General features: G+C 74.9%; 22 protein-coding genes. 15 read left to right on the top strand and 7 right to left on the bottom strand.

Going from position 1 to position 23,578, the window contains the following annotated elements:
• Window positions 1-147: 147 nt before the first annotated feature.
• The gene (locus ACIRS1_RS05185) at window positions 148-606 is read right to left on the bottom strand and encodes a hypothetical protein (RefSeq protein WP_402836893.1); all 459 of its coding nucleotides are present in this window, start codon (window positions 604-606) and stop codon (window positions 148-150) included.
• 283 nt (window positions 607-889) lie between these two features.
• Between ACIRS1_RS05185 and ACIRS1_RS05190 the strand changes: the two genes are divergently transcribed.
• The 7 genes from ACIRS1_RS05190 to ACIRS1_RS05220 all read left to right on the top strand — a co-directional run bounded on the left by ACIRS1_RS05190 (window position 890) and on the right by ACIRS1_RS05220 (window position 9,697).
• The gene (locus tag ACIRS1_RS05190) at window positions 890-2,347 is read left to right on the top strand and encodes a glycosyltransferase (protein WP_402836894.1); all 1,458 of its coding nucleotides are present in this window, start codon (window positions 890-892) and stop codon (window positions 2,345-2,347) included.
• Window positions 2,344-4,458 carry an ArnT family glycosyltransferase gene (locus ACIRS1_RS05195; protein ID WP_402836896.1) on the top strand — a complete coding sequence of 705 codons (2,115 nt, stop codon included), beginning with the start codon at window positions 2,344-2,346 and terminating at the stop codon, window positions 4,456-4,458. Before ACIRS1_RS05190 ends, ACIRS1_RS05195 begins: the two co-directional genes overlap by 4 nt.
• 220 nt (window positions 4,459-4,678) lie before the next feature.
• On the top strand, window positions 4,679-4,999 hold the full coding sequence (locus ACIRS1_RS05200; RefSeq protein ID WP_402836898.1) for an acyl carrier protein: 321 nt from the start codon (window positions 4,679-4,681) through the stop codon (window positions 4,997-4,999).
• A 29-nt stretch (window positions 5,000-5,028) separates the two neighbouring features.
• Window positions 5,029-6,162: a DUF5925 domain-containing protein gene (locus ACIRS1_RS05205; protein WP_402836900.1), complete on the top strand. Its 1,134-nt coding sequence runs from the start codon at window positions 5,029-5,031 to the stop codon at window positions 6,160-6,162.
• A 259-nt stretch (window positions 6,163-6,421) separates the two neighbouring features.
• Window positions 6,422-7,582 carry an alanine racemase gene (gene alr / locus ACIRS1_RS05210; protein WP_402836902.1) on the top strand — a complete coding sequence of 387 codons (1,161 nt, stop codon included), beginning with the start codon at window positions 6,422-6,424 and terminating at the stop codon, window positions 7,580-7,582.
• A gap of 119 nt (window positions 7,583-7,701) precedes the next feature.
• Window positions 7,702-8,745 carry a D-alanyl-D-alanine carboxypeptidase family protein gene (locus ACIRS1_RS05215; protein ID WP_402836904.1) on the top strand — a complete coding sequence of 348 codons (1,044 nt, stop codon included), beginning with the start codon at window positions 7,702-7,704 and terminating at the stop codon, window positions 8,743-8,745.
• A gap of 139 nt (window positions 8,746-8,884) precedes the next feature.
• Window positions 8,885-9,697 carry a class I SAM-dependent methyltransferase gene (locus tag ACIRS1_RS05220; protein ID WP_402836906.1) on the top strand — a complete coding sequence of 271 codons (813 nt, stop codon included), beginning with the start codon at window positions 8,885-8,887 and terminating at the stop codon, window positions 9,695-9,697.
• A 111-nt stretch (window positions 9,698-9,808) separates the two neighbouring features.
• Here the strand turns inward: ACIRS1_RS05220 and ACIRS1_RS05225 are convergent, their stop codons facing one another.
• The 3 genes from ACIRS1_RS05225 to ACIRS1_RS05235 all read right to left on the bottom strand — a co-directional run bounded on the left by ACIRS1_RS05225 (window position 9,809) and on the right by ACIRS1_RS05235 (window position 14,933).
• Complete coding sequence (locus ACIRS1_RS05225; RefSeq protein ID WP_402836907.1) at window positions 9,809-11,230, bottom strand: DHA2 family efflux MFS transporter permease subunit; 1,422 nt, start codon at window positions 11,228-11,230, stop codon at window positions 9,809-9,811.
• Between the two features lie 350 nt (window positions 11,231-11,580).
• Window positions 11,581-14,097, bottom strand: coding sequence for an ABC transporter permease (locus ACIRS1_RS05230; RefSeq protein ID WP_402836909.1), 2,517 nt, complete (start codon window positions 14,095-14,097; stop codon window positions 11,581-11,583).
• Window positions 14,098-14,162: 65 nt separating this feature from the next.
• Complete coding sequence (locus ACIRS1_RS05235; RefSeq protein WP_402836911.1) at window positions 14,163-14,933, bottom strand: ABC transporter ATP-binding protein; 771 nt, start codon at window positions 14,931-14,933, stop codon at window positions 14,163-14,165.
• 413 nt (window positions 14,934-15,346) lie between these two features.
• Here ACIRS1_RS05235 and ACIRS1_RS05240 point away from each other — a divergent pair, with 413 nt between their 5' ends.
• The 8 genes from ACIRS1_RS05240 (at window position 15,347) to ACIRS1_RS05275 (ending at window position 20,659) form a co-directional block, all read left to right on the top strand.
• Window positions 15,347-15,997, top strand: a complete 651-nt coding sequence (locus tag ACIRS1_RS05240; RefSeq protein ID WP_402836912.1) for a hypothetical protein — start codon at window positions 15,347-15,349, stop codon at window positions 15,995-15,997.
• Window positions 15,998-16,222: 225 nt separating this feature from the next.
• Window positions 16,223-16,762 (top strand): hypothetical protein, encoded by a 540-nt coding sequence (locus ACIRS1_RS05245; RefSeq protein WP_402836913.1) that lies wholly within the window; start codon window positions 16,223-16,225, stop codon window positions 16,760-16,762.
• A 35-nt stretch (window positions 16,763-16,797) separates the two neighbouring features.
• Window positions 16,798-17,787 (top strand): sensor histidine kinase, encoded by a 990-nt coding sequence (locus tag ACIRS1_RS05250; RefSeq protein ID WP_402836915.1) that lies wholly within the window; start codon window positions 16,798-16,800, stop codon window positions 17,785-17,787.
• A gap of 152 nt (window positions 17,788-17,939) precedes the next feature.
• Window positions 17,940-18,389 (top strand): hypothetical protein, encoded by a 450-nt coding sequence (locus ACIRS1_RS05255; RefSeq protein ID WP_402836917.1) that lies wholly within the window; start codon window positions 17,940-17,942, stop codon window positions 18,387-18,389.
• Window positions 18,390-18,551: 162 nt separating this feature from the next.
• Window positions 18,552-18,674, top strand: a complete 123-nt coding sequence (locus ACIRS1_RS05260; RefSeq protein ID WP_402836919.1) for a hypothetical protein — start codon at window positions 18,552-18,554, stop codon at window positions 18,672-18,674.
• Window positions 18,675-18,837: 163 nt separating this feature from the next.
• Window positions 18,838-19,071, top strand: coding sequence for a hypothetical protein (locus tag ACIRS1_RS05265; protein ID WP_402836921.1), 234 nt, complete (start codon window positions 18,838-18,840; stop codon window positions 19,069-19,071).
• On the top strand, window positions 19,068-19,325 hold the full coding sequence (locus ACIRS1_RS05270; RefSeq protein WP_402836923.1) for a hypothetical protein: 258 nt from the start codon (window positions 19,068-19,070) through the stop codon (window positions 19,323-19,325). The genes ACIRS1_RS05265 and ACIRS1_RS05270 overlap by 4 nt, the downstream gene beginning before the upstream one ends.
• A gap of 116 nt (window positions 19,326-19,441) precedes the next feature.
• Window positions 19,442-20,659: an MFS transporter gene (locus ACIRS1_RS05275; protein ID WP_402836925.1), complete on the top strand. Its 1,218-nt coding sequence runs from the start codon at window positions 19,442-19,444 to the stop codon at window positions 20,657-20,659.
• 69 nt (window positions 20,660-20,728) lie between these two features.
• On the opposite strand, the gene ACIRS1_RS05280 is transcribed toward ACIRS1_RS05275, so the two are convergent.
• The 3 genes from ACIRS1_RS05280 to ACIRS1_RS05290 form a co-directional block, all read right to left on the bottom strand.
• A complete protein-coding gene (locus ACIRS1_RS05280; RefSeq protein ID WP_402836927.1) occupies window positions 20,729-22,384 on the bottom strand; it encodes a SpoIIE family protein phosphatase in 1,656 nt (551 codons plus the stop codon).
• A gap of 193 nt (window positions 22,385-22,577) precedes the next feature.
• Window positions 22,578-23,093 (bottom strand): hypothetical protein, encoded by a 516-nt coding sequence (locus tag ACIRS1_RS05285; protein WP_402836929.1) that lies wholly within the window; start codon window positions 23,091-23,093, stop codon window positions 22,578-22,580.
• 7 nt (window positions 23,094-23,100) lie between these two features.
• Window positions 23,101-23,577 (bottom strand): ATP-binding protein, encoded by a 477-nt coding sequence (locus ACIRS1_RS05290; protein WP_402836931.1) that lies wholly within the window; start codon window positions 23,575-23,577, stop codon window positions 23,101-23,103.
• Window position 23,578: the final 1 nt, after the last annotated feature.

A 23,578-nucleotide genomic window follows, 5' to 3' on the forward strand; every position in this document is an offset into this window, starting at 1 on the left:
TGGGGGGTGGGGGGGGTGTGGGGGCCATACTCCACCAAGCGGTGTTGGTGGGCGCCATTCACCCTTTGGTTGTTTTTTTTGTTGTGGTTGTGTTGGGGGGGGGGGGGGGGGGGGGCCCCCCCCCCCCCCGCCGCTCCCCCGGGTGGGTCAGGAGGTGCTGCCACCCGACTGCGACTGGGGGCCCTGCGGCATGCAGCCGCCCGACTGGTTGGGGGCGCCCGGGGCGCCGGGGGCGCCGGAGGGCAGGGCGGAGGGGGCGCCGGAGGGCTTGGCCGGGTCGCCGGGCTTGGCACCGCCGCCGGGGGCGCCCGAGGGCTGCGTGGTGGGGGCGCCGGAGGGGGCCTGGCACTGGGGGGTGCTGGTGCCGGACGGGGTCTGGTCCGAGCCCGAGCCCTGGGTCTGGTCGGAGCCCGAGCCCTGGGTCTGGTCCGAGCCCTGGGTCTGCTGGTCCTGGGGCTGCTGGGTCTGTTGGGACTGCTGACCGCTGCTGCCGGAGCCCGTCGAACCGCTGCCCGAGGAGCCGCAGGCGGTGAGCAGCAGCGGCGAGAGGGTGAGCAGGGCGGTGGCGGCGAAGCGCGCCGGCTTGGCACGGAGGGAACGGATCACGGGTGGGGCTCCTCTGCTGGCCGCGTCGTACGCGGTCGACTGGTCGGGATGAGCCAGAGTCCACCGCACGGTGGTGTGGGAGGGCTGTGCCGTGGCTGTGCGTCGGATAAGGGCCACGATGGCCCGGGCCGGGGCCCCCTTCTTACGGGGCGGCGTCACGGGGCAGCGGTCCCGGCCCTGATCTCCGCCCTGGTGGCGGGCCTTCGGGGTGCCCGGACGCACTCATAGCCGGGGCACAGGTTCGGCACACGCCCGGGACAGGACGGTCGGAGAGTGTCGGGGCATGAACACGGAATCTTGGACAGGAACCCTCCCGGCGCGGGAGCACCTCCTCGCCGCGGTGGCCGGGCCGCCCGTTCTCGACGTGGTGATCCCGGTCTACAACGAGGAGAAGGACATCGAGGGATGCGTCCGGCGCCTGCACGGGCACCTGCTGGACACCTTCCCCTACCGTTTCCGCATCACCGTCGCGGACAACGCCTCCACCGACCGCACCCCGCAGATCGCCGCGCAGCTGGCGCGGGAGATCCCCGAGGTCACCTCGTTCCGTCTGGAGCAGAAGGGGCGCGGGCGGGCCCTGCGGACCGTCTGGTCCGCCTCGGACGCACCGGTGCTGGCCTACATGGACGTCGACCTGTCGACGGACCTGAACGCGCTGCTGCCGCTGGTCGCGCCGCTGATCTCCGGCCACTCGGACCTGGCCATCGGCACCCGGCTGGCGAGCAGCTCCCGCGTGGTGCGCGGCCCCAAGCGGGAGTTCATCTCCCGCAGTTACAACCAGATCCTGCGGCGTTCGCTCTCGGCTCGCTTCTCCGACGCCCAGTGCGGGTTCAAGGCGATCCGGCGCGAGGTGGCGCAGGTGCTGCTGCCGCTGGTGCAGGACACCAACTGGTTCTTCGACACCGAGATGCTGGTGCTCGCGGAGCGGGCCGGGCTGCGCATCCACGAGGTGCCGGTCGACTGGACCGACGACCCGAACTCCACGGTCCACATCGTGCGCACCGCGACGGAGGACCTGAAGGGGGTGTGGCGGGTCGGCAAGGCGCTGGCCTCCGGCTCCCTGCCGCTGAACCGGCTGCGGCGCCCGTTCGGCGACGACCCGCGCGACCGCCAGCTGACGGGAGTACCCCGCGGTCTGACCGGCCAGCTGGTCGGCTTCGCCGCGGTCGGCGTCCTGTCCACCGTGTTCTACCTGCTGCTCTACGCGCTCTTCCGGCTCGGCACCGGCGCCCAGGTGGCGAACGCGCTCGCGCTGCTGGTGTCGGCCGTGGCCAACACCGCGGCCAACCGCCGGCTGACCTTCGGGGTCCGCGGCCGCGACCGCGCCCTGCGCCACCAGGCCCAGGGGCTCGTGGTGTTCGCGATCGGCCTGGTGCTGACCAGCGGTTCGCTGGCGGTGCTCCACGCGAGCGGGGGCGACTCCCACGCGGCCGAGATCACCGTGCTGGTGGTGGCCAACCTCGTGGCGACGGTGGTGCGGTTCCTGCTGATGCGCGCCTGGGTCTTCTCCCAGCGCGGCACCGGCTCCCACCGGGCCGTCCCGGTGCCCGTGCCGTCCGCCGACCCCGACCCCGAGTGGGACGTCCTCCTGCGGCCGGTACCGCCCGCGTTCGACACCCGCACCGGACACGACCACCTCCCGCACGACGCCGGCCACGTGCCCGGCGACGAGACGGACCACACCCGGGGGGCCACCCTGCGCCTGCGCCCGGCCGAGCACGACCCGAGGAACCCCCGATGACCACCGCACCCCACGACGACTCCGTCGCCGTCTTCGCCCCTCCCCGCTCCGTCCCGGAGGAGGCCGCCGGCCCCGGCCGGCGGCACGCCGCCCCCGGCACCCGCCTGGCCCGGCTGTGGCGCGGCCACCCCGAGGACCCCCGCTGGGCGCGGCCCGCCCTGTTCGGGCTGCTGCTGGCGACCGGCCTGCTCTACCTGTGGAACCTCAGCGCCTCCGGGTACGCCAACACCTTCTACTCGGCGGCGGCCCAGGCCGGCAGCGTCAGCTGGAAGGCGTTCTTCTTCGGCTCGCTGGACGGCGCCAACTCGATCACGGTCGACAAGCCGCCGGCGTCGCTGTGGCCGATGGACCTGTCGGTGCGGCTGTTCGGGCTGAACTCGTGGGCGATCCTGGTGCCCGAGGTCCTGATGGGCCTGGCCACCGTGGCCGTCCTCTACGCCTCGGTGCGCCGGCGCTTCGGCCCCGTGGCCGGTCTGATCTCCGGCGCTGCGCTCGCGCTGACCCCGGTCGCGGCGCTGATGTTCCGCTTCAACAACCCCGACGCGCTCCTCGCGCTGCTGCTCACGCTCAGCGTGTCCTTCGTCCTGCGGGCCGTCGAGGACGGGCGCACCAAGTGGCTGCTGTGGGCGGGGGTCGCGACCGGGTTCGCCTTCCTGACCAAGCAGTTGCAGGCCTTCCTGATCCTGCCGCCGCTGGCCCTGGTGTACCTGGTGTGCGCGCCGGTGAAGACGATGCGGCGGGTGTGGCAGCTGCTGCTGGGCGGCCTGGCGATGGCCGTCGCGGGCGGCTGGTGGGTCGCGATCGTCGAGCTGTGGCCGGCGTCCTCGCGTCCGTACATCGGCGGGTCGACGAACAACTCGTTCCTGGAGCTGACCTTCGGCTACAACGGGCTGAACCGGGTGGACAGCGGCGGCAGCACGAGCGGGACGGGTCTCCTGCGGCTGTTCAACGAGAGCCTCGGCGGCCAGATCTCCTGGCTGCTGCCGGCCGCACTGATCCTGTTCGTCGCGGGCCTGCTCCTCACCCTCAGGGCGCCGCGCACCGACACCGCACGGGCCGCCTTCCTCGCCTGGGGCGGGGCGCTGCTGACGACCGCCGTGGTCTTCAGCTTCATGTCGGGCATCTTCCACGAGTACTACACCGTGGCGCTGGCTCCCTACATCGCGGCCCTGGTCGGCATCGGCACGACGGCCCTGTGGCAGGACCGCGCCCGCAAGCGCTCCGAGTTGGCCCTGGCCGTGACGGCGGGCGCGACGGCGGTCTGGGCCTGGGCACTGCTGGACCGCACCTCCGACTACGGGGTGCTGAAGTGGCTGGTCCTCGCGGGCGGTGCGGCGACGATGATCGGCCTGGCGCTCAGCTCCCTGCTGGGTCGGCGCACGAGCATGGCCCTGGCCGTGCTCGGCCTGGTGGTGGCGCTGGCCGGTCCGTTCGCCTACACGGTGAGCACGGTGACCAGCGCCCACGGCGGCGGGCAGCCGACCGCGGGCCCGACCTCGACGAGCTCGTTCGCCGGCCCCGGCGGGGGCGGGAAGGGCGGTCCGCCCGGCGGCGGGCCGATGGGCGGCGGGGAGGACCGGAGCAAGGACGCCTCCGGTGACAGCGGGCAGCAGCAGGCCCCCTCCGGCGGCACCGAGGTCGGCCCCGGCGGCCTGCCGGCCCCCAGCGGGGGCGGGAAGGGCGGGCCCGGCGGAGCGGGCCCCGGCGGAATGGGCGGCGCGGGCGGATCCGGCGGCGGACAGAGCGTGAGCAGCGAGGTCCAGACCCTGCTGAAGCAGGACGCCGACCACTACACCTGGGTCGCCGCGGGAGTCAGCTCGCACACCACGGACACCTACCAGCTCTCCACCGGCAAGCCGGTGATGTCGATCGGCGGGTTCAACGGCATCGACCCGTCCCCGACGCTGACGCAGTTCCAGGAGTACGTGTCCCAGGGCAAGATCCACTACTACATCGCCGGGGGCGGCCAGGGCCCCGGCCCCGGCGGGGGCGGCGGCAGCACCAGCACCGGCAGCAGCAGCGAGATCACCAAGTGGGTGGAGGCGCACTTCAAGAAGGTCACCGTGGGCACGACGACCCTCTACGACCTGACCCAGATGACCAGCTCCTGACCACCGCACCCTGTGCAGGGCGCCGGACGGACACACTCCGTCCGGCGCCCTGCGCGTTGCCGCGCCACGACGGCGGGCACCGGGCCGCGGCCGGGAAGCCGGGCCGTCCCGATCGGCTGCCCGGCCGCCCCTTCGGGACCGGGGCCCGCTCGCCAAGGATGGACGAGCCCCCCCTGCCGTCCCCGGGCCGCTCGGCCCGCCACCCGAAGGAGCCCATCCCATGACCCAGGACCTCGGGCCTCGGTCCGCCACCGTCACGACGCCGAAGGACGCCCGGGCCGCCGAGGTCCTGCGCGGCCTCGTCGGCATCCTCCGGGAGGACCTCGGAGTCGTGGTGGACGGGGCGCCCGGACCGCAGACGTTCGAGTCCCTCGACATCGACTCCCTGTCGATGGTCGAGTTCGTCGTCGCCGTCGAGGAGCTGTTCGGAGTGCGCGTCGGGGACAAGGACACCCGCGACCTGGCACAGGGGACGCTCGACGACGCGGTCGGCCTCATCCTGCGCAAGCAGGGGAACCCCACCGGCCCGGTCGTCGCGTGAGCGCCGTCGGAGAGCAGGAGTGACGAGGCATGGCCGCCACGCTTCCCGTGACCGACTTCTGGCCGTCCGGTCGTTTCACCGAACCGGCGGTACCCAGGCAGGTCGTCAGTGCGTCCGACAGTGCCCTGAGCCTGATCCAGGCGCTCGCCCGGACCCCTTTCCTGGAGGGCACCCAGCCCTACTCACGCAGCGCGGAGCTGCCACGCGCACGTGAGGTCGCGGACACGCACGGTCCCAAGGACCCCCGGGTGGTGCGCCGGCACACCTCCGACAGCCACGACGTGCGCCTGCTCACCGGCCGTGGCTGGACCGCGACCCTCACCCGCAACCTGAAGTCCCTGGGCGCGCAGCTGGAGGTCCACGTCACGGCCGAACAGGCCCGGTTGGCGGAGAGCGTCATGACGGACCTCCTGGACGCCTACGGTCAGCACCTCACGGCCCCGGCGGACACCGTGCCCATGGGCTTCTGGCACCTGTCCGACCGCGGCTACCCGCTGCGGTCCGTACGGGACACCCGGGTGCCCGAGTGGGAGGGGATCCGCGGTAACTACAGCGGCTCCGCCGCCACCCGGATCGGCCGGCTGGTGGCCACGACCCCCGACACCCTCACCGGGACCGTCGTGCTGATGCACGGCCCGCCCGGCACCGGGAAGACCACGGCACTGCGCTCCCTGGCGCACGGCTGGCGGAACTGGTGCGACTTCGACTACGTCCTGGACCCGGAGAAGCTCCTCGCCTCCTCCGGCTACCTCCTGAAGGCCACCGCGCCGCGCGAGGGCGAGGACACCCGGTGGCGGGCGCTGATCCTGGAGGACTGCGACGAACTGCTGAGCAGCGGGGCCAAGCGCTCCTCGGGCCAGGGACTGGCCCGGCTCCTCAACCTCAGCGACGGGATCCTCGGACAGGGCAGCCGCACGCTGATGGTCATCACGACCAACGAGGACCTGCACCGGCTCCACCCGGCCGTCATCCGGCCCGGCCGGTGCCTCGCGGAAATCGAGATCGGCCCGCTGGACCAGGCGGAGGTGCGGCGCTGGAGCGGGGGCGCGGCCGCCGACCTGACCGCGCCCGCCACCCTCGCCCGGCTCTACGCCCACGTCGCGGCGCCCAGCGGCCTGCTGGACCCGCAGCCGTGCTCCGAACCGGCGGGCGCCTATCTGTGAACGGGTCCGGCCCCGCGCGCAGGCCGGCCGGGCGGCCCCGTCACCGGTGCCGATTCCCCTCCCCGTTCCCCCGATCGACCCCTCGGCGTGCCGGGTGGGAGCGGATGGGATGGAAAGCGCCCTGTCCGACGAGTGTCATAGGAGTGTCCTGGTGCCGAGTGGACCGCCCGTCATGCGATCGGCCTCCGCCCGTGGTCCCCACGGCGGCCCGAACGGACCGGACCGCCGGGGCGGACAGCCGCCCGGCCGCTCCGGCACGGTGAGAGGGGGACTGTCCGAGGCCGTGGTGGACCTGGCCGCGATCGCCCACAACACGAGGGTGGTGGCCGCACACGCGCGCGGCACGGTGATGGCGGTGGTCAAGGCCGACGGGTTCGGCCACGGAGCCGTGCAGGTCGCCCGCACCGTCCTCGCCAACGGCGCCACCCGGCTCGGGGTCACCACCGTCGACGAGGCGCTGCGGCTGCGCGGCGCGGGCGTCGCCGCCCCCGTGCTGGCCTGGATGTACCTGCCGCAGGACGACCTGTCCCAGGCGCTGGCCCAGGAGATCGACCTGTCGGTCGCCTCGCTCGCGCACCTGCAGGGGGTCGCCGCGCAGGCCTCGGCGGCCGGGACCACGGCCGTGGTCCACCTGAAGGTCGACACCGGCCTGCACCGCAACGGGGCCTGCCCGGCCGAGTGGCCGCGCCTGGTGACGGCCGCGGCCCAGATGGAGCGGCGCGGCACGGTGCGCGTGCGGGGCGTCTGGTCCCACCTGGTGCACCTCGACGATCCCGGGCACCCGTTCACCGCCACGCAGGTCAACGCCTTCGAGAAGGCCGTGGGGCGGGCCCGCGACGCCGGTCTGCGCCCCGACCTGCTGCACCTGGCGAACTCCGGGGCCGCCCTGACGGCCCCGCACACCCACTACAGCCTGGTGCGCGCGGGCCTGGGCCTGTACGGGGTCGAACCCGTCCCGGGCCGGACCTTCGGGCTGCGCCCGGCGATGACCCTGCGCGCCCGCGTCATCATGCACCGCGACGTGGGGGCGGGCGAAGGCGTCTCCTACGGGCACGACTACACCACCGGGCAGCCCGGCGCGCTCGCGCTGATGCCGCTCGGCTGGGCGGACGGCCTGCCCCGCGCGGCGTCCGGCCGGGCACAGGTCTGGCTGGGCGGCGCCCGCAGGCCGGTGGCGGGCCGGATCGCCATGGACCAGTGCGTCATCGACACCGGGCGCCGACGGGCGTCCCTGGGCGAGCAGGCGGTCGTGTTCGGCCCGGGCACCGGCGGCGAGCCGACCGTCGGGGAATGGGCCGACTGGGCGGGAACCACCCCGCAGGAGATCCTCGCCGGCATCGGCGCCCGGGTCCCCCGCCGCTACCTGCCCGCGGACGTGCGCCCCCTGTCCCTCGACCGGATCCCGGCGACGGGCGACTGACGGCCCGCACGGGGGACGACGGCCCACCACCCCGGTCCACCGATCGACCGTACCACCGCCCCACCGGCCCCGTTCGATGAAGTGTCCCGTTTACCCGAACCACGCGAAGGCGGACAGTGGTGACTTCATGGCACCGTGAGAGCACGCACCCCGGCGCGGGGCCGGCCCTCGCCGACCGGATCGACCACCTGGGCTCCTCGCTGCCCTGGCCCCGGGAGGGCCAGGCGAGCGTCCACGTCGACGGACTCGGCCACATCGGCACCTACGGCCGCCAGCAGCCCGTCCCGATCGCCAGCATCACCAAGGTCATGACGGCCTACGTGATCCTCCGGGCACACCCCCTCGAACCGGGTGAGAAGGGGCCGCGCCTTTCCGTCGACCGGATCGCCGAGGCCGAGTCCGAGTCCACTGAGGAATCGACCGTGCCGCTGCGGTGCGGCCGGACGCTGACGCAGCGCAAGGCCCTCGAACTCCTGCTCGTCCCCTCGGGCAGCAACGTGGGCCGGATGCTGGCCCGCTGGCACGCCGGCGACGAATCGGCCTTCGTCCGGGAGATGAACGCCACCGCGGCGGCCCTCGGCATGAGCGACACCACCTACACGGACGTCTGCGGCATCCGGCCCTCCACCCGCAGCACCTCCGACGACCAGCTCAAGCTCGCCCGCGCCGCGATGGACATCCCGGCGTTCCGGTCCATCGTCGCGCGCCGGGGCGTCCTGATGCCCGGACTGCGTGGCTACCTCTGCAACACCAACCGGCTCCTGGGCAAACCCGGGGTCGTCGGACTGAAGACCGGGACGACCACGCCGGCCGGAGGCAACCTCCTGTGGGCCGCCATGGCCGGCGGCCGGGGATCTGAACGGCTCGTCCTCGGCGCCGTCCTGCGGCAGCGCCCGGACACCAGCCTCCCCGAGTCCCAGCAGGCCGTCCGGCAGATCAGCCACCGGATGATCGCCGAGGCACGCCGCGCACTGCACCGTTCCACCGCCCCGCGCCACCGTGCCGCCCCCTTCGGGCGCCGCGCCGGCCGCACCGCGGACCAGGCGTGGAACAGGTACCTGGAGGTGACGGGGTCCCTCGGTTACCAGAGCCACTACTACATGGCCCGCGCCGCGGCCTGGACCCGCTACCTGCTGCGGCGCCTCACCTCCGCCTCCTCCTGACCCGGACCGGCCGCCGCCACCGCACACCCCCGGCTCCACCGATCGGTGGGCCGGGCGCGGCTGCGTCCAGCACCACGCTGGGACCCGGGGGACATCCGCCTGCACCCCGGTCCGGGTGCTTCGAGAACGAGGTTGACTGATGAGCACGGCATCCGGAACGCGGTACGCCTTCTCCGGGGCGGTCGAGGTGGACGCCCAACTCGACGCGCTGGAAACCATGCTGGACCCGGGGACGGTGGAGTGCCTCGGCCGCCTGGACCTGCCGGCCGGCGCCCGGTGCTGGGAGGTCGGCGCCGGCGGCGGATCGATCGCCCGCCACCTGGTCGAACTCGCCGGCCCCACGGGGCGGGTGGTGGCCACCGACCTCGAACCGTCCCGGATCCACGCCCCCGGGGCCGAGGTCCTGCGGCACGACGTGTGCCGGGACCCGGTGCCCGAGGGCGGCCCGTTCGACCTGATCCACGCCCGTTGGGTCCTCATGCACCTGCCCGACCGCCTCCGACTCATAGGCGAGTTGGTCGACGCACTGGCCCCGGGCGGCTGGCTGGTCATCGAGGAGAGTCTGGTGACCACCGACGGCCTCCCCGCACTGACCTGGTCCGACCCGGGCGACACCCAGCTGTTCCGGCGCTTCACCGGAGCCGTCGTACGGATCCTCGTCGACGCCGGGGCCGACCTGCAGTGGGCCGCCCGCGACCTGCACGCCGCCATGGCCGAGGCCTCGCTGCAGGACGTCCACAGCGCCCACCGCACGGACAGCTGGACGGGCGGCGGCCCCGGCAGCCGCCTGCACGACATCCACACCCGCCAGTTGCGCGGCCCCCTGCAGGACCGCGGACTCACCGGCGCCGACCTGGCCCGGGTGCGCCACATCGCCGCCGACCCCGCCTTCAGCGCCCTGGGGTACCCGCTGCTGTCCACCTGCGGGCGCAAGGCCCCCGCGGCCGCCTGATCACCCGCCCGAACGGCACGGCACCCCGGGTGCCGTGCCGTTCTCGTCTGTCCGGCCCCGCCATTGCCTGCCCCGGCGCCGGACCTCGCGGCAGGCCCCCCGGCCCGGCGCTCAGGCCCTCGCCGCGACGGGCCGGGCGCGCACGGCGGCGCAGCAGGCCAGGCCGGCGAGCAGGGCCGCGACGGGAAAGACCAGGGCCGCCTGGGTGGCCGTGGTCGTGGTGCCGCCCGGGTGGCTCTGGAGAATGAGGCCGGTGGCGGCGCTGCCGAGGGCTCCGCCGAGCTGGCGGGTGGTGGTGAAGACGCCGGAGGCGGCCCCGGTCAGGCCGGGCCGCAGGCTGCGGGTGGCGATGCCCGCCAGCGGAGCCGAGATGCCGCCGATGCCGATGCCGCAGACCAGCAGCGGGGGCAGCAGGGTCCACAGGCTCACCCCCGGGTGCAGGAGGAGGAGCAGGGCGGCCAGGCCCGCCGCGGTGGTCGCGAAGCCGGCGGCGGCCAGCAGGCGCGGACTGACGGTGTCCGCCCGGCGCCCCGCCCAGCGGGCGCACAGCGAGGACAGCGCGAACATCGGGACGGTGGCTGCGCCGGCCTGGAGGGCGGTGCAGCCCAGGGTGTCCTGGAAGTAGACCATCAGGGGGAGGAAGAGGCCGCCCATGGCGCAGCCCATGGCGGCGCCGGCCGTGCTCGCCGCGGTGAAGTCCCGGTCGCGGAACAGCCGCAGCGGCAGCAGCGGTTCGCGCGGGTTGCGGTGCTGCCAGAGGACGAACGCCGCCAGGCAGACGACGGCGAGGACGAGGAGCCGGGTGATCGAGACCGGCCCGGCGACCTGTCCCCAGTCGTAGTGGGCGCCGCTCTGGACGGCGAAGACGAGGGCGAACAGGCCGGTTGCGCTCAGCGCGATGCCCAGGGGGTCGAAGCGGTGGCGGACGGCGGGCCGGTGGTCGGGGACCAGGCGCCGGGCCGCGACCCAGCCGGCGGCGCCGATCGGCAGGTTGACCAGGAAGATCCCGCGCCAGCCGAGGGTGGCGACGGCCAGTCCGCCGACCAGCGGGCCGGCCGCCATCGACAGGGCGCCGACCGCGCTCCAGACGCCCAGCGGCCGGCCCCGGCGCTCGGCGGGGAACATGTGGACGATCACGGCCATGGCCTGCGGCGCGATCAGCGCCGCGGCCAGGCCCTGCACGGCCCGGGCCGCGATCAGTACACCGGCGGTGGGGGCCAGCGCGCACGCCAGGGAGGCCGCGGTGAAGCCGGCGAGGCCGGCCAGGAAGACCCGCTTGGGCCCGAACCGGTCGCCCAGGCGCCCGGTCAGGAGCAGGGGCACGGCGTAGCAGAGGGCGTAGGCGCTGTTGACCCACACCATGGCGTCGAGTCCGGCGTGCAGGGAGGTGCGGACCGCCGGGATCGCGACGTTCACGACCGTGGCGTCCAGCCCGATCATGAAGAAGCCGACGCACAGGGCGTAGAGGGCGGCCCGGGTGCCGTCGCCGGTCCGGGGGTTGCTGCGGGGGTTACTGCGGAGGTGTTGCTGCACGCGGGGAGGTGTCCTTCGGACGTCCCGCTCCGGTGGTCCGGGCGCTGCCGTGGGCCGGGGCGGGGAACGGGAGCCCCGTGGGGGCGATGGCGTTCACACGTGTTTCGTACCGCACGGCTGGGCTCCTGGTTCGGACGACGACGGACGGGCTCGCGGCGGACGGACGGCCGCTTCGGTCCACCGTCCCACGGGCCTTCGGAGGCGCCCACCGGCCGACCGGTGGACGGCCCGGGGGGTCTTCCTCCCCCGTTCCCCGTTGCCCTGTCGGGCGGGCCGCGTCGTCTACCGGGCGGCCGACGCCTCGAACCGCCGGTTCCGCGACCGGCGGTTCGAGGCCTCGGGCCCTGCGGTTACCGGCGGTCGAGGGCGTCGAGGAGGTTCAGCCGTCCGGCCCGCCGGGCGGGCCAGGCGGCGGCGAGGAGGCCGAGGGCGATCGCCGCGGCGGCGATCAGGGGCAGCCCCGTCACGGGCAGGGACAGTCCCATGCCGGCGGTGGCGCAGATGCTCCAGGCGATCACCCCGCCCGCCACCAGCCCCACGGCGGTGCCGAGCAGCGAGACCACGACGGCCTCCAGCCGCACCATCCGGCGCAGGCCGCCCCGGCTCAGCCCCACGGCGCGCAGCAGGCCGATCTCGCGGGTGCGCTCGTGCACCGACAGGATCAGGGTGTTGGCGACGCCCAGGGCGGCGATGAGCACGGACATGCCGAGCAGCCCGTAGAGGGTGTTGACCAGGGAGCCGAGCTGTCCGCTGTTCTCGGCCCGCAGTTGGGCCTGGTCCTTGATGTCCAGGGCGGGGTTGTCGCCGAGGGCGTGGACGAGGCGGTCGGTGGTGGCGCTGTCGCCGCCGTGGTCGGTGGTCACCAGGACGGTGGCGTCCTCGGTGGCGCCGTGCGCCCGCAGGGTGGCGGTGGGGAGCAGCAGGTCCATGACGAAGCGGTTGGGTTCGATGACGGCGCCGACGCGCAGCGTGGCGTGGGCTCCGTCCGCGAAGGCCGCGGGGATCGTGCTGCCGACGCTCCAGCCGTGCTCCTGGGCGGCGTCCTGGGAGACCAGGACGGTGGAGGGTGAAGCCAGGTCGGTGAGGGAGCCGCTGACGGCCTTGAGGTCAAGCACCCGCTCGACGGTGGCGGGGTCGGCGCCGGTGGCGGAGACGGTGGTCCCGTCGACGGTGAGGTGGCTGGACTGCAGGGCGCCGGCGGCGGTGACGCCGGGCTGCGCGGCCAGGGTGGCGGCGACGGAGGGGGCCAGGCTGCCCGGCATGGCGAGGTTCACCTGGTAGTCGGCCTTGAGGCCGTCGGTGGCGCGCTGGCCGATCGCGGCGTTCATGGATCCGCTGAGCACGGTCAGGCCGGTGACCAGGGTGACGCCGATGGCCAGGGCGGCCGCGGTGGCGCCGGTGCGCCGGGGGTTGCGGGCCGCGTTGATCCGGGCCAGCCTGCCGACGGTGCCGAAGCCGCGTTCCAGCAGCGGTGCCGCGGCGGCGGCCAGCGGGCGGGCCAGGACGGGGGCGGCGGCGATCAGGCTGCCCAGGACGAACGGGACGCCCAGGACGGTGGTCTTCATCCCCACGCCGCCGCCGGTGGAGATGCCGGAGTGGATCAGCCAGGCGCCGAGGGCGGCGAGGACGACGCCGACGGCGCCGCGCAGGACCAGGGTGCGCTGGGCGGGCGGGGTGTCGGCGCTGCGCAGCGCGGCGACGGGCGGGATCTTGGCGGTGCGGCGGGCCGGGAGCCAGGAGGCGAACAGGGTCACCAGGACGCCGATGGCCAGGGAGCCGACGACGGTTGCGGGGGTGACGACCAGGGGTCCGGCCGGCAGGTCGGTTCCGGCCGCGGCGAGGACAGTGCGGACGGCCGCGGCGATGCCGACGCCGAGCAGGCAGCCGGCGGCCGCGGAGGCGGCGCCGACCAGCAGGGCCTCGGTCCTGACCGCGCGGACCACCTGGCGGCGGGTGGCGCCGACGGCCCGCAGCAGGGCCAGTTCGCGGGTGCGCTGGCCGATGAGCATGGTGAAGGTGTTGGCGATGACGAAGACGGAGACGAACAGGGCGATGGCGCTGAAGCCGAGCAGGGCGCCGGTCAGGGTCCTGGTGTTGCTGTTGATGGTGGCGGCCTGCTGGGCGGCGAGGTCGCTGCCGGTGGTGGCGGTGACGGAGCCGTCGGTGGGCAGGATCCGGTGGACGGTGTCGGCCAGCTGGTCCTGGCCGGTGCCCTCGGCGGCGGTCAGGACGATCCGGGAGTAGTGGCCGGGCGTGGCGTAGAGGTTCTGGGCGGTCGCGGTGTCGAAGAGCGTCAGCGAGCCGCCCGCGGTGACCTGGGGGTCCTTGCTGGTGAAGGTGCCGACGAGCTTCTCGGTGCGCACGGGGCCGTTGACGGAGAGCCGGACGGTGTCGCCGGGGTGGAGGCCGGCGCGGTCGGCGGTGCCCTGGTCCAGGGCGATCTCACCTGCCCGGGCGGGTGCGCGGCCGGCGGTGAGGGGGTGGTCGGGGTCGGTGCCGTCGGGGCCGGGGGCGTAGTTGGCGCCGAGACTGGATCCGGTGGACGCGACCAGGTGGCCGTCGCGGCCGGCGACGGCGGCGAAGCCCGAGACCGTGCCGCGGGCGGAGGCCACGCCGGGCAGGTGGGAGGCCTGGCGCAGCAGGTTCTGGTCGGGGCCGGATGCCCCCGGTGGTGCGGTCGGCCCGGCGGTGAGCGCGAGGTCGACGCCGGCCAGGTCGGTGCTCATCGCGTGGCGGTAGGCCGAGGAGACGGTGTCGCCGAACACCAGGGTCCCGGAGGCGAAGGCGACTCCGAGCATGACCGACAGGACGGTCATCAGGAGGCGCGAGCGGTGGGCGAGGACGTTGCGCAGTGCGGTGCGGAACATGAGGTGGCGGGACCGTTCGGTGAGGCGGTGGTCGGTGGGGCGGCGGGGCCGGTCTGTGCGTCGGGTCAGTGGACCCGGTGCGCGTGGGAGGCCATGACCTCCAGCACCTGCTCGGCGGTCGGGGCGTGGAGTTCGCGGTCCACGCGACCGTCGTCGAGGAAGACCACCCGGTCCGCGTAGGAGGCGGCCACCGGGTCGTGGGTGACCATCACGATGGTCTGGCCCAGGTCGCGGGTGGAGGAGCGGAGGAATTCGAGGACCTGGGCGCCCGCCCGGGAGTCGAGGTTGCCGGTCGGCTCGTCGGCGAAGACGATCTCCGGCCGGGAGGCCAGGGCCCGGGCGCAGGCCACCCGCTGCTGCTGGCCGCCGGAGAGTTCGGTGGGGCGGTGCGCGAGCCGTTCGGTGAGGCCGACGGTGGACACCACCCGGTCCAGCCAGGCCTGGTCGGCGCGGCGCCCGGCCAGGTCCAGGGGCAGGGTGATGTTCTCCAGCGCGGTCAGGGTGGGCAGCAGGTTGAAGGCCTGGAAGATGAAGCCGATCCGGTCCCGGCGCAGCCGGGTGAGCTGCTTGTCCCGCAGGCCGTTGAGTTCGGTGTCCCCGATGCGCACCGATCCCTGGGAGACGGTGTCCAGTCCGGCCATGCAGTGCAGCAGGGTGGACTTGCCGCACCCGGAGGGGCCCATGACCGCGGTCAGCGCGCCGCGGGCGAACCCGACGTCGACCTGGTCCAGGGCGACCACCCGGGTCTGGCCCGACCCGTAGACCTTGGTCAGACCGCGGGCCTCCGCTGCCACGGCGGTGTCCGGGGAGTGGGTGGGAAGGGTGAGGTGGGTCATCAGAACCGGGTCCGTTTCGGTGCGGTGTCGGGTGTTCACCGCCGATGCTCGTCCGTGCGGCCGGTGGCGGGCCTCGGCCGAGCCGCTACTCCTGCCCCTACGAAAGTCGGGGGCTGCCGTCTCCTGCCCCGGGGCGAGGGACAGTGGACGGCCCGTCAGGTGCCCCGGCGGCGGAGGGGCGGCTCGTCCGCCTGCTCCCCCGGTCGGTGGAGCGGGCCGGGCCGGGCCGTGGCGCAGGGTGGAGGAGGAGCTGGGGAGACCGGCCGGGAGCGGGAACGCTTCCGGCCGGACCGCTCGGACGCCCGTGCGTACTGCCGGGCCGGGCGGCGCGGCCTCGACGGATCCGTACGGGTCCGCGGTCGCCTCCGACCGCCCGTCCACGATCATCGCCGACCTCATCCGAGGAGTCCGACATGCGACCAGTGCACAAGATCGCCGTCAGCGCCGCGTTCTCCGCCGCCCTGCTGGTGTCGGGGGCGGGCGCCGCCATGGCCGCCGCTCCCCACCCCGCTCCGGCGAAGGAGCACACCGCCGCCGCGCTCATCCAGCCGATCTCGTCCACCAGGACGCCCGCCGCGGTCATCCAGCCGAACGCGTTCGTCACGATGACCGACCAGGTCACCGCCAAGGTCCACGCCCAGCACCCGCACGCCGCCCTGGTCGCGGTGCACGGCCGGGCCTCCCACGCCACCAAGGACGTCAACGACATCACCCAGTGGCGTTACGTCTTCACCGACGAGGACTCCTCCGGGCACCAGCAGGTCGTGGTGGCGACCGTCGACGCCCACACCTCGGCGATCACGGTCAAGACCCCCCGGGCGACCCACCACCACCGCGACGCCGAGGCGCTGAAGCCGGTCGCCATGACGCCCCAGAGCGCCGACCAGCTCCTCCAGCAGTGGCTCGGCCAGCACCCGTCCTACGGCACCACCTTCACGTCCGTGACCCTGCGTCAGTCCGCTTCCGGTGACGCGGCGTTCGTCTTCACGGTGAAGGCCCCGAACGGCGCCACCCACCGGATCGCCGTGGACACCGCCACCCACCAGGTGACCGTGCTGCGCTGACCCGGCCGCCCCGTCTCCGGCCGTCCACCTCCCCCGATCGGTGGACGGCCGGTTCAGCCGTGCCCTCCCCCGACGGGCCGGTGAACCGGCGAGCGCCGCCGAACAGACTGGGATCAAGGCCGCCGGAACGGGCAGCGGGAGCAGAACCCGCCACCTGGGCTCCGTTCCGGCACCGGCAGCAACCCTCGCCCGATCGGGCCGGGGCGCAGACGAAGGGAACGGGCGATGTCCTCCATCGAGGTGCTGGCCGTCATCGGGATCATCGGGTACATCATCTTCCGCCAGGTGCAGGGCGAGCACCTGCGCGGCAAGCGGGTCGTGGTGCTGCCGCTGGTGCTCACCGTGATCGGGTTCACCGACCTGCACGGCCGCGGCGGCGCCGCCATGACCCACGCGGACATCGCGTGCATCGCCGTGGGCGCCGTCGGATCCGCCCTGATCGGCGTGCTCTTCGGCGTGATGATGCGGCTGGAGTCCCGCGGCGGCCGTCTCTGGGCGCAGCTGCCGGTGCGGGGCCTGTGGCTGTGGGGCGCGCTGATCGCCTGGCGCGTGGTGACCGAGATGATCGCCACCGGCGCCCACGCCGAGGTCGCCGCGTCCTCGGCCACCCTGCTGTTCGGCCTGGGGATCAACCGGCTGGCCCAGGCCGCGGTGGTCGTCCCGCGGGCGCTGGCCGCCGGGATCCCGTTCGCCCCGGAGAAGGACGGCAAGACCTTCATGTCCGGTGCCTTCGAGCAGCGCGGTGCCGGGCGGTGGGACCGGTGACGGCGGGCAGCGCCGTCGGCACGGCCGGGAGCAACGTGACCGGGCGAACGGAGCGCGTGCAGGACCGGCAGAACCGGGCGGACGGCCTTGTGGCCGCCGCCCGGCGCCGGGCTTTCACGCTTGTCTCCCCCGGCTCCGGGTGGGCGGTCGGTGCGGTCCTGCTCGGCTGTGCCGCCCTGGTCCCCGTCCTCGGGGCGCTGGCGGTGGACCGGGGCTTCGGTCTGCTGCTCGGTCTGCCCTGGCTGCTGCTGGTCGGCCACGGCCTCGGCGTGCGCCGGGCCCGGGCCGAGCAGTCCGCGCTCCTGCTGGCCCAGCAGGAGCGGCTGCGGGTGGCCCGGCGGTGGGGCACGACGCTCGACGAGCGGGCCCGGACGGCCGACGAGATCCACGACGGCCTCGCCCACTCCCTCGGCGCGCTCGGCCTCCAGCTGCAGCTGGCCCGCGCCCTGCTCGCCTCCCGGCCCGAGCAGGAGCGGGCCCTGAACGCCGTCGTCACCGCCCAGCGGCTCACCGCCGACGCGGTGGCCGGGACCCACCAGGCCATCGAGGCGCTGAACAGCGATCCCCTGCCGCTCGCCGAGCAGCTGGCGGCCCTGTGCGGCGCACACGGCCGGGCGCACCGCGTGGCCGCCGACTTCTCCGCCCGGGGCCGGGCGGGCACGCCGGCGCCGAAGGCGGTGGTGGCGCTGCTGCACACCGCCCGCCAGGCCCTGACCGGGGCCGCGGAGCACGCCCCGGGACGGGCCGTATCGGTCCGCCTGGACCACCGGGAGGACCGGGTGCGGCTCACCGTGGTCAACGAGGCGCCCGCGGGCGCCAACACGGCCGCCGCCGCCCCGCTGGGGCACGGCCTGACCACCGCCCGTGAGCGGCTGGAACTGCTCGACGGGAGCCTGAACGCCGGCTACCGGCAGGGGCGTTGGGTCGTCACCGCCGACATCCCCCTGGACGGGGCGGGGCTGCCCGCCACCCGGCCCCGCCGCTTCGGCCACCCCGGCCGGCCGCAAGCCGGCCGGGCTGCGTGAACGGTGGCGATGCCCTCCTCCGGCGTGCCGCAGCACGTGCGCCGCGGCGGTCGGGATCCGCCGACGCGTCGTGTTCCATCACCCGCCACATCGGCGCCCACGATCACGCACCGGCGTCGACCACCGCTCCACACCAGATCAAGGGTTGAATCATGAAGAAGAAGACCGGTTGTTCCCTGGCTGTCGCCGCCACCGCCCTCGCCTTCGGAGCGTCTGCGGTGCCGGCCAACGCCGCCCCGGCGGACGACGGCTACCACAACGCCATCACGGTGACGAACGACACCGATAACCCGGTGTGGCTGCAGGACTTCAGCTCCGACGCAGGTACCCAGATCCAGTACGCGCCCTCCAACACGCCACTACTGCACGGGATCCTCGGTGGGCACGAGAGCCTCACCTACAAGTTCAACGCCAACGGCAGCTACCTCGGCATGAAGTTCGACTGGGGCAGCAGCAGGGACGGGACGGTCTTCACGACCCTGGTCACCGAGACCGAGGGCAACGTGTACTCCTGCAACGCGGCGAAGGGACACGAGTGCACCGCCAGCACGCCCGTTTCACCTGGCCTTGCCAACCAGTGGGTCTTCACCTTCACGAAGTAGCCGTCCCCTTCCGCGGCCCGGGCTCCGAGTGGACTCCCGGGCCGCGGGGGTTCCTCCCCCGGCTCCGCCGGTCGGGGGCCCTGGTGGGTGCGGGTTGTCGATGAGGCTGGACGGTGTGGGCGGCGCTGCGCCGCTCACCCCCGATCGTGACGGAGTGATCCCATGACGCCGAGGATTCGCAAGGTGCTCGCCTTCCTGAACCGCCGCAACGCGCAGGTCAAGGAGCCCGAGCAGGACCTGTGGGAGCGGGTGCTGCTCCCCCGGTCCAGGAACCTTCCCCGCTGAAGCGGCCGCAGCAGGCCGCCGCGGTGCCGCGCCGTGCGGTTCCTCCGGGGTGCCCCCCGATCGGTGGGCACCCCGGAGCGCCCGGCGGGAGTGCACTGGAAGAAGGACGGGCCGCGCCGAGGAGCGGGGCCCGCGAACCGGGGGACGGCGAGGGAAGGTCATCATGCGTGGCAAGGGCAGTGTCGTCGCGATCAGCGGCGCGGGAGTCCTCCTGGCACTCGGCTTCGGCACGGCGTTCGCGTCGCCGGACCCGGGCCACGTCCCCGCGGACGCCACCGTCTCCGCCTCCGCCGTCGGCCACGACTCCGACTCCCTGATCCTCCCGGCGGCCGCGGCCGTCGCCCTGGTCGGCGGGACGTGCGTGTGCGTGGCCGTCCGCCCGCGGTGCGGCCGGTGAGCCCGCAGAGCCCGGCCCCGCGCAGGCGCCGCCGGCCCTGCTCCCCCGCCGAGGCCCTCATCGGCACGCTGACCGCCGTCCTCGCCTCGGTCGTCCTGCTGACCGCCTGCGCGGGCGCCGGGGCGAAGCCGCAGCACGCCTGGCGCGGCATCGCCCGCACCGCGGTGCTCCCCGTCAGCCACGTCCACCATGCCGACCCGACCCAGCGCAGCTGCCCGTACGCCGGCGCCGGGTGCCCCGCAGCCGGCCACTGAGCCCCGGCCTCACCCTGCCGCCCCGCATCGCGGACGGACCCCGCCGTCCACCGTGACCGGCCCGGCACCCGGCCCTTCCCCAGGGGGCCGGCCACCGCCTCCGTAAGGAATTCCCCGTGTCCTGCGTGTCCACCGTCGAGAGCCCCCCGACTCCCGCGCCGACCGTCTCGCGCGGCCTGTTGCCCCTCCTGACCGGCGCCGCCTTCCTGATCTTCGCTCAGGCCTTCATGGTCGCGCCGATCCTCCCCCAGCTGGCCCACGCCCTGCACGCCACCACCGGGACGGTGGGGCTGGCCGTCCCGGCCTACCTGGTGCCCTGCGGCGCGATGACGCTGGTGTGGGGGCCGCTGTCGGACCGGATCGGCCGCCGACCGGTCATCCTCCTCTCGCTGGCGGCGTTCACCGTGCTGACGGCCCTGACCGCCTTCACCGGCGGCGCCGGGGCCTTCATCGGCCTGCGCCTGGCGACCGGCCTGGGCGCCAGCGGCGTGGTGCCGATCTCGCTGGCCCTGATCGGCGACGTCTTCCCCTACGCCCGGCGCGGGCGCGCCCTCGGCTGGCTGTTCGGCGGCATGGCCGGCGGCATCGCGGTCGGTTCCAGCGCCGGTGCCCTGGCCGAGCCGCTGATCGGCTGGCAGGGCCTGTTCGCGGTGGTGGCCGCCGCCGCGGCCGCCCTGCTGGTGGCCGCCCTGGTGCTGCGGGTGCTGCCCTCCTCCCCCCGCCCCGCGCACGCCCCGTCGGTGTCCGCCGTGGCCGCCGGGTACCGCAAGCTGCTGGCCACCCGCCGGGGCCGGCGCACCTACGGGTACATCCTGTTCAACGCCGTCCTGCACTCGGGCATCTACACCTGGCTGGGGCTGTACTTCCTGCAGCGCTTCGAGCTCGGCCCGGTGGGCATCGGGCTGGCCCTGCTGGGCTACGGCGTCCCCGGCTTCCTGCTGGGCCCGGTCATCGGCCACCTCGCCGACCGCTACGGCCGGTCGCGGATCGTCCCGGCCGGCGTGCTGCTGGCCGCCGCCTCGGCGCTGCTGCTGGCCGCCCACCTGCCGATGATCGCCGCCGCCCTGGTGGTCGCCGCACTGTCCCTCGGCTACGACATGACCCAGCCGCTGCTGGGCGGGATCGTCACCGACCTGCCCGGCAGCCGGGGCCAGGCCCTGGGCCTGAACGCGTTCTGCCTCTTCATCGGCTTCGGCGTGGGCAGCCTGGTCTTCCAGGTCCTGATGCGGGCCGGGTTCACCACGGCGCTGCTCGCCTTCGGGGCGGCCGCCCTGATCGGGGCCGGTGCCGCCGTGCCGCTGTTCCGCGGCGAGCGGGCACCGCACACCGCCTGACCGGCCCCGGCCCGCCCCGGCGCCCGCCCCCTGCCACCGGGCCGGGGGCGGGCGCCGGGGCGGGCGCCGTCAGTCGACCCGGACCACCACGAGCGCCACGTCGTCGCCCTCCGCGGCGCCCGAGCCGGGCAGGCACGCGGTGAGGAGGTGGTCGCACAGGGCCTCGGCGCCGGCCGGCCCCTCCTCGCCGGCCCGGCGCAGCCGTTCCAGGCCGACCGACAGGTCCTCCGTCCGGCGCTCCACCAGACCGTCCGTGCACAGCACCAGGGTCGATCCCGCCGCCAGCTCCAGCACCGTCTCCGATCCGTCCCACTGCCCGGTCACCCCGAGTGGCGGCCCCTGGTCGACCGTCAGGAAGCGGGCCCCGTCCGCGTCGACGAGCAGCGGGGGCACGTGCCCGGCCGAAGCCGCCTTCACCTGTCGGCGCGCGGGGTCCAGCGCCAGGTAGAGCACGGTGGCGATGTCGGTGACGTCGGCGTGCTGGGCGAGCGAGTTGAGGTCCGCGAGGACGGTGGCCGGACGGTCGCCGTGCAGCAGCGCGTAGCTGCGCAGCGCGGTGCTGAGCTGCCCCATGGCGGCCGCGGCCGCCAGGCCCTTGCCCATGACGTCGCCGACGCCGATGCCCACCAGGCCGTCGCGCAGCGGCATGACGTCGTACCAGTCGCCGCCGGCCTGCATGTCGCGGGTGCCGGGGACGCAGCGTGCCGCGAAGCTCACCCCGGGTACGGCCGGCAGGCTGCGGGGCAGGATGCTGCGCTGCAGGGTGGTGGCGATGGTGCGTTCGCGTTCGTAGAGCAGGTTGGACTCCGCGACCTGCCCGGCGAAGCGGCAGTAGGTCTCCATCAGGCCGCGCTGGCGGGCGGTGGGGCGGCCCGGGCGGCCGGAGGCCCAGGCGAGGGTGCCGATCTGGGCCCCGCGGGTGCTGGTCAGCGGGACGCGGTAGAGGCTGCTGAAGCCGAGGCGGCGGCCCAGTTCGCGCAGGCGCGGGGAACACAGCGGGTCGGTGGCGACGTCCTCGACGACCAGTGCCTCGTCCTCCGGGCCGAGGTCGTGGCTGAACAGGGTGCGCGGGCCGATCGAGCGCAGGGTGGCGACCTGGTCGGCGGACAGGCCGTGGGTGGCCTCGTCGCGGCTGCGGCCGGTCACCGGGTCCACGCTGCGGGCGATGCCCTTGGCGGCGCCGAGCAGCCGGGCCCCTTCGCGCAGCACGCCGTCGAGCGTCTCGCCGAGGGTCATCGCGCCGGTCAGGCGTTTGGACATGGCGTGGACCTGGGTGATGTCGCCGAGCCGTTCCTCCAGTTGCCGCCGGACGCGTTCGAGGGTGGACTCGGCCAGCCGCAGCGCGGTCACGTCGTGCACGTGGGCGATCACCAGTCCCGTCCGGCGCCCGGGCCCCTGCTCCAGCGGGCGGCAGGTGACCTCCAGCCAACGGGCGTCGGTGCCGCCCGGGCCGTAGCGGACCACGCCGCTGGCGGGGATGCCGCGGGACAGGGACCGGCCCAGGGGGGAGTCGACGAAGGTCAGCGGCTCGCCATTGCGGTCCTGGAGGAAGCCGGCGGCGCGGGCGAGGGCGCCCGGTGCGGCGGGTAGCCGCGCGCCCAGGACCGCCTGCAGTTCCCGGTTGCCGTAGACGACCGTGCCGCCGGCCTCCGGGGAGGCGACCAGGATCCCGCAGGGGGCTTCGTCGACGATGTGCGTCGGGATCGGCGGCGTGGGGGCGGTCATCGGGGCCTTTCGGGCGGGTCGGGACGATCTGCTGCGGGGCGGGCGCACGAAACGGTAGCCCGGCGCAGCACGGTCGTCCCTGCCCGAACGGGCGGCCCGGGGGTACGGACGGGTGGTCCGCCCGGGTCGGCCGGAGCGGCTTCCTGCCGGCCTGCCCGGGTGAGGGCGGGCCGGCAGGGGACCGCTGGTTCCGTCATGCCGTCGTCGATGGTCGACCGGTGGCGGCACGGCGGCGCCGGAAGGAAGGGATCCGTCCTTCCGGTGGTCCGAGGGGGGTCAGGTCCAGGCGGCCGTACTCGCCCGGTCCGACCGTGTAGTACGCCCGGGTCACCCCGGCCTCCGCCAGGAGCCGCTGGCAGTCCGGGCAGGGGCGGGCGAGCATCGGCGTCAGGTCGTGCCCGACCCGGGCGACGTAGGCGACGGCGCCGACCGGGTGGCGCACCCGGCGCAGTGCCGCCTCCTCGGCGTGGAAGGTGGCGTTGCGGTAGTCGATCTTCGGGGAGTTGCGGCGCACATTGGTCCGTACCGCCAGGACCCGGCTGCCGGAGGCGAGGACGGCCGCCATCTTGAAGCGGCAGTGGGAGGAGGCGGCGCGGCGGGCGGCGAGGGCCAGCATGGTCGTGACGGAGCCCGCGCCGGCTGTCGCCGGCGGGGCGGTGCCGGCCCGGCCGGCGGGCCGGCGCTGGGCGGGGAGGGTGTGGTCGGTCACCGGTGGCTCAGCCCGCCAGCGGCAGGTCGGCCCAGTGGGTGGAGCGGTCGGCGTCGACCCGCGAGCCGTGGGTGACGGTCAGCGCGTCGATGATGTCGCAGCCGCGCCCGTGCTCGTCGGGGCTGCAGCTGGCGATCCAGGGGCCCTTGCGGACGGCGGCGCCGCCGTCCCCGACCGCCAGGCGGATGGTCTCCTGCTCCGCCGGGGGGTCCAGCCGCAGCGTGATCGGCGGCAGCGCGTGCTCGACCGCGTTGGTGACCAGCTCGGAGACGACGACCAGGGCGCGGTCGACGCAGTCGCCCTCGAGCCCCCAGTCCTCCAGCGTCTCCCGGGTCATCCGGCGCGCGGCCCCCGCGGACCCGCTCTCGTGGGGCAGGTCCCAGGTGCAGGGCTGCGCCGGCGGCTCGGCGACGGCGGCGCGGCAGGTCCGGTCGGCGCGGACGGCGAGCGGGGATGCCTGGGGCATCTCGACGGTGGTGGTCACG

The organism is Kitasatospora sp. NPDC101176, from assembly GCF_044768035.1.
GTDB lineage: Bacteria > Actinomycetota > Actinomycetes > Streptomycetales > Streptomycetaceae > Kitasatospora.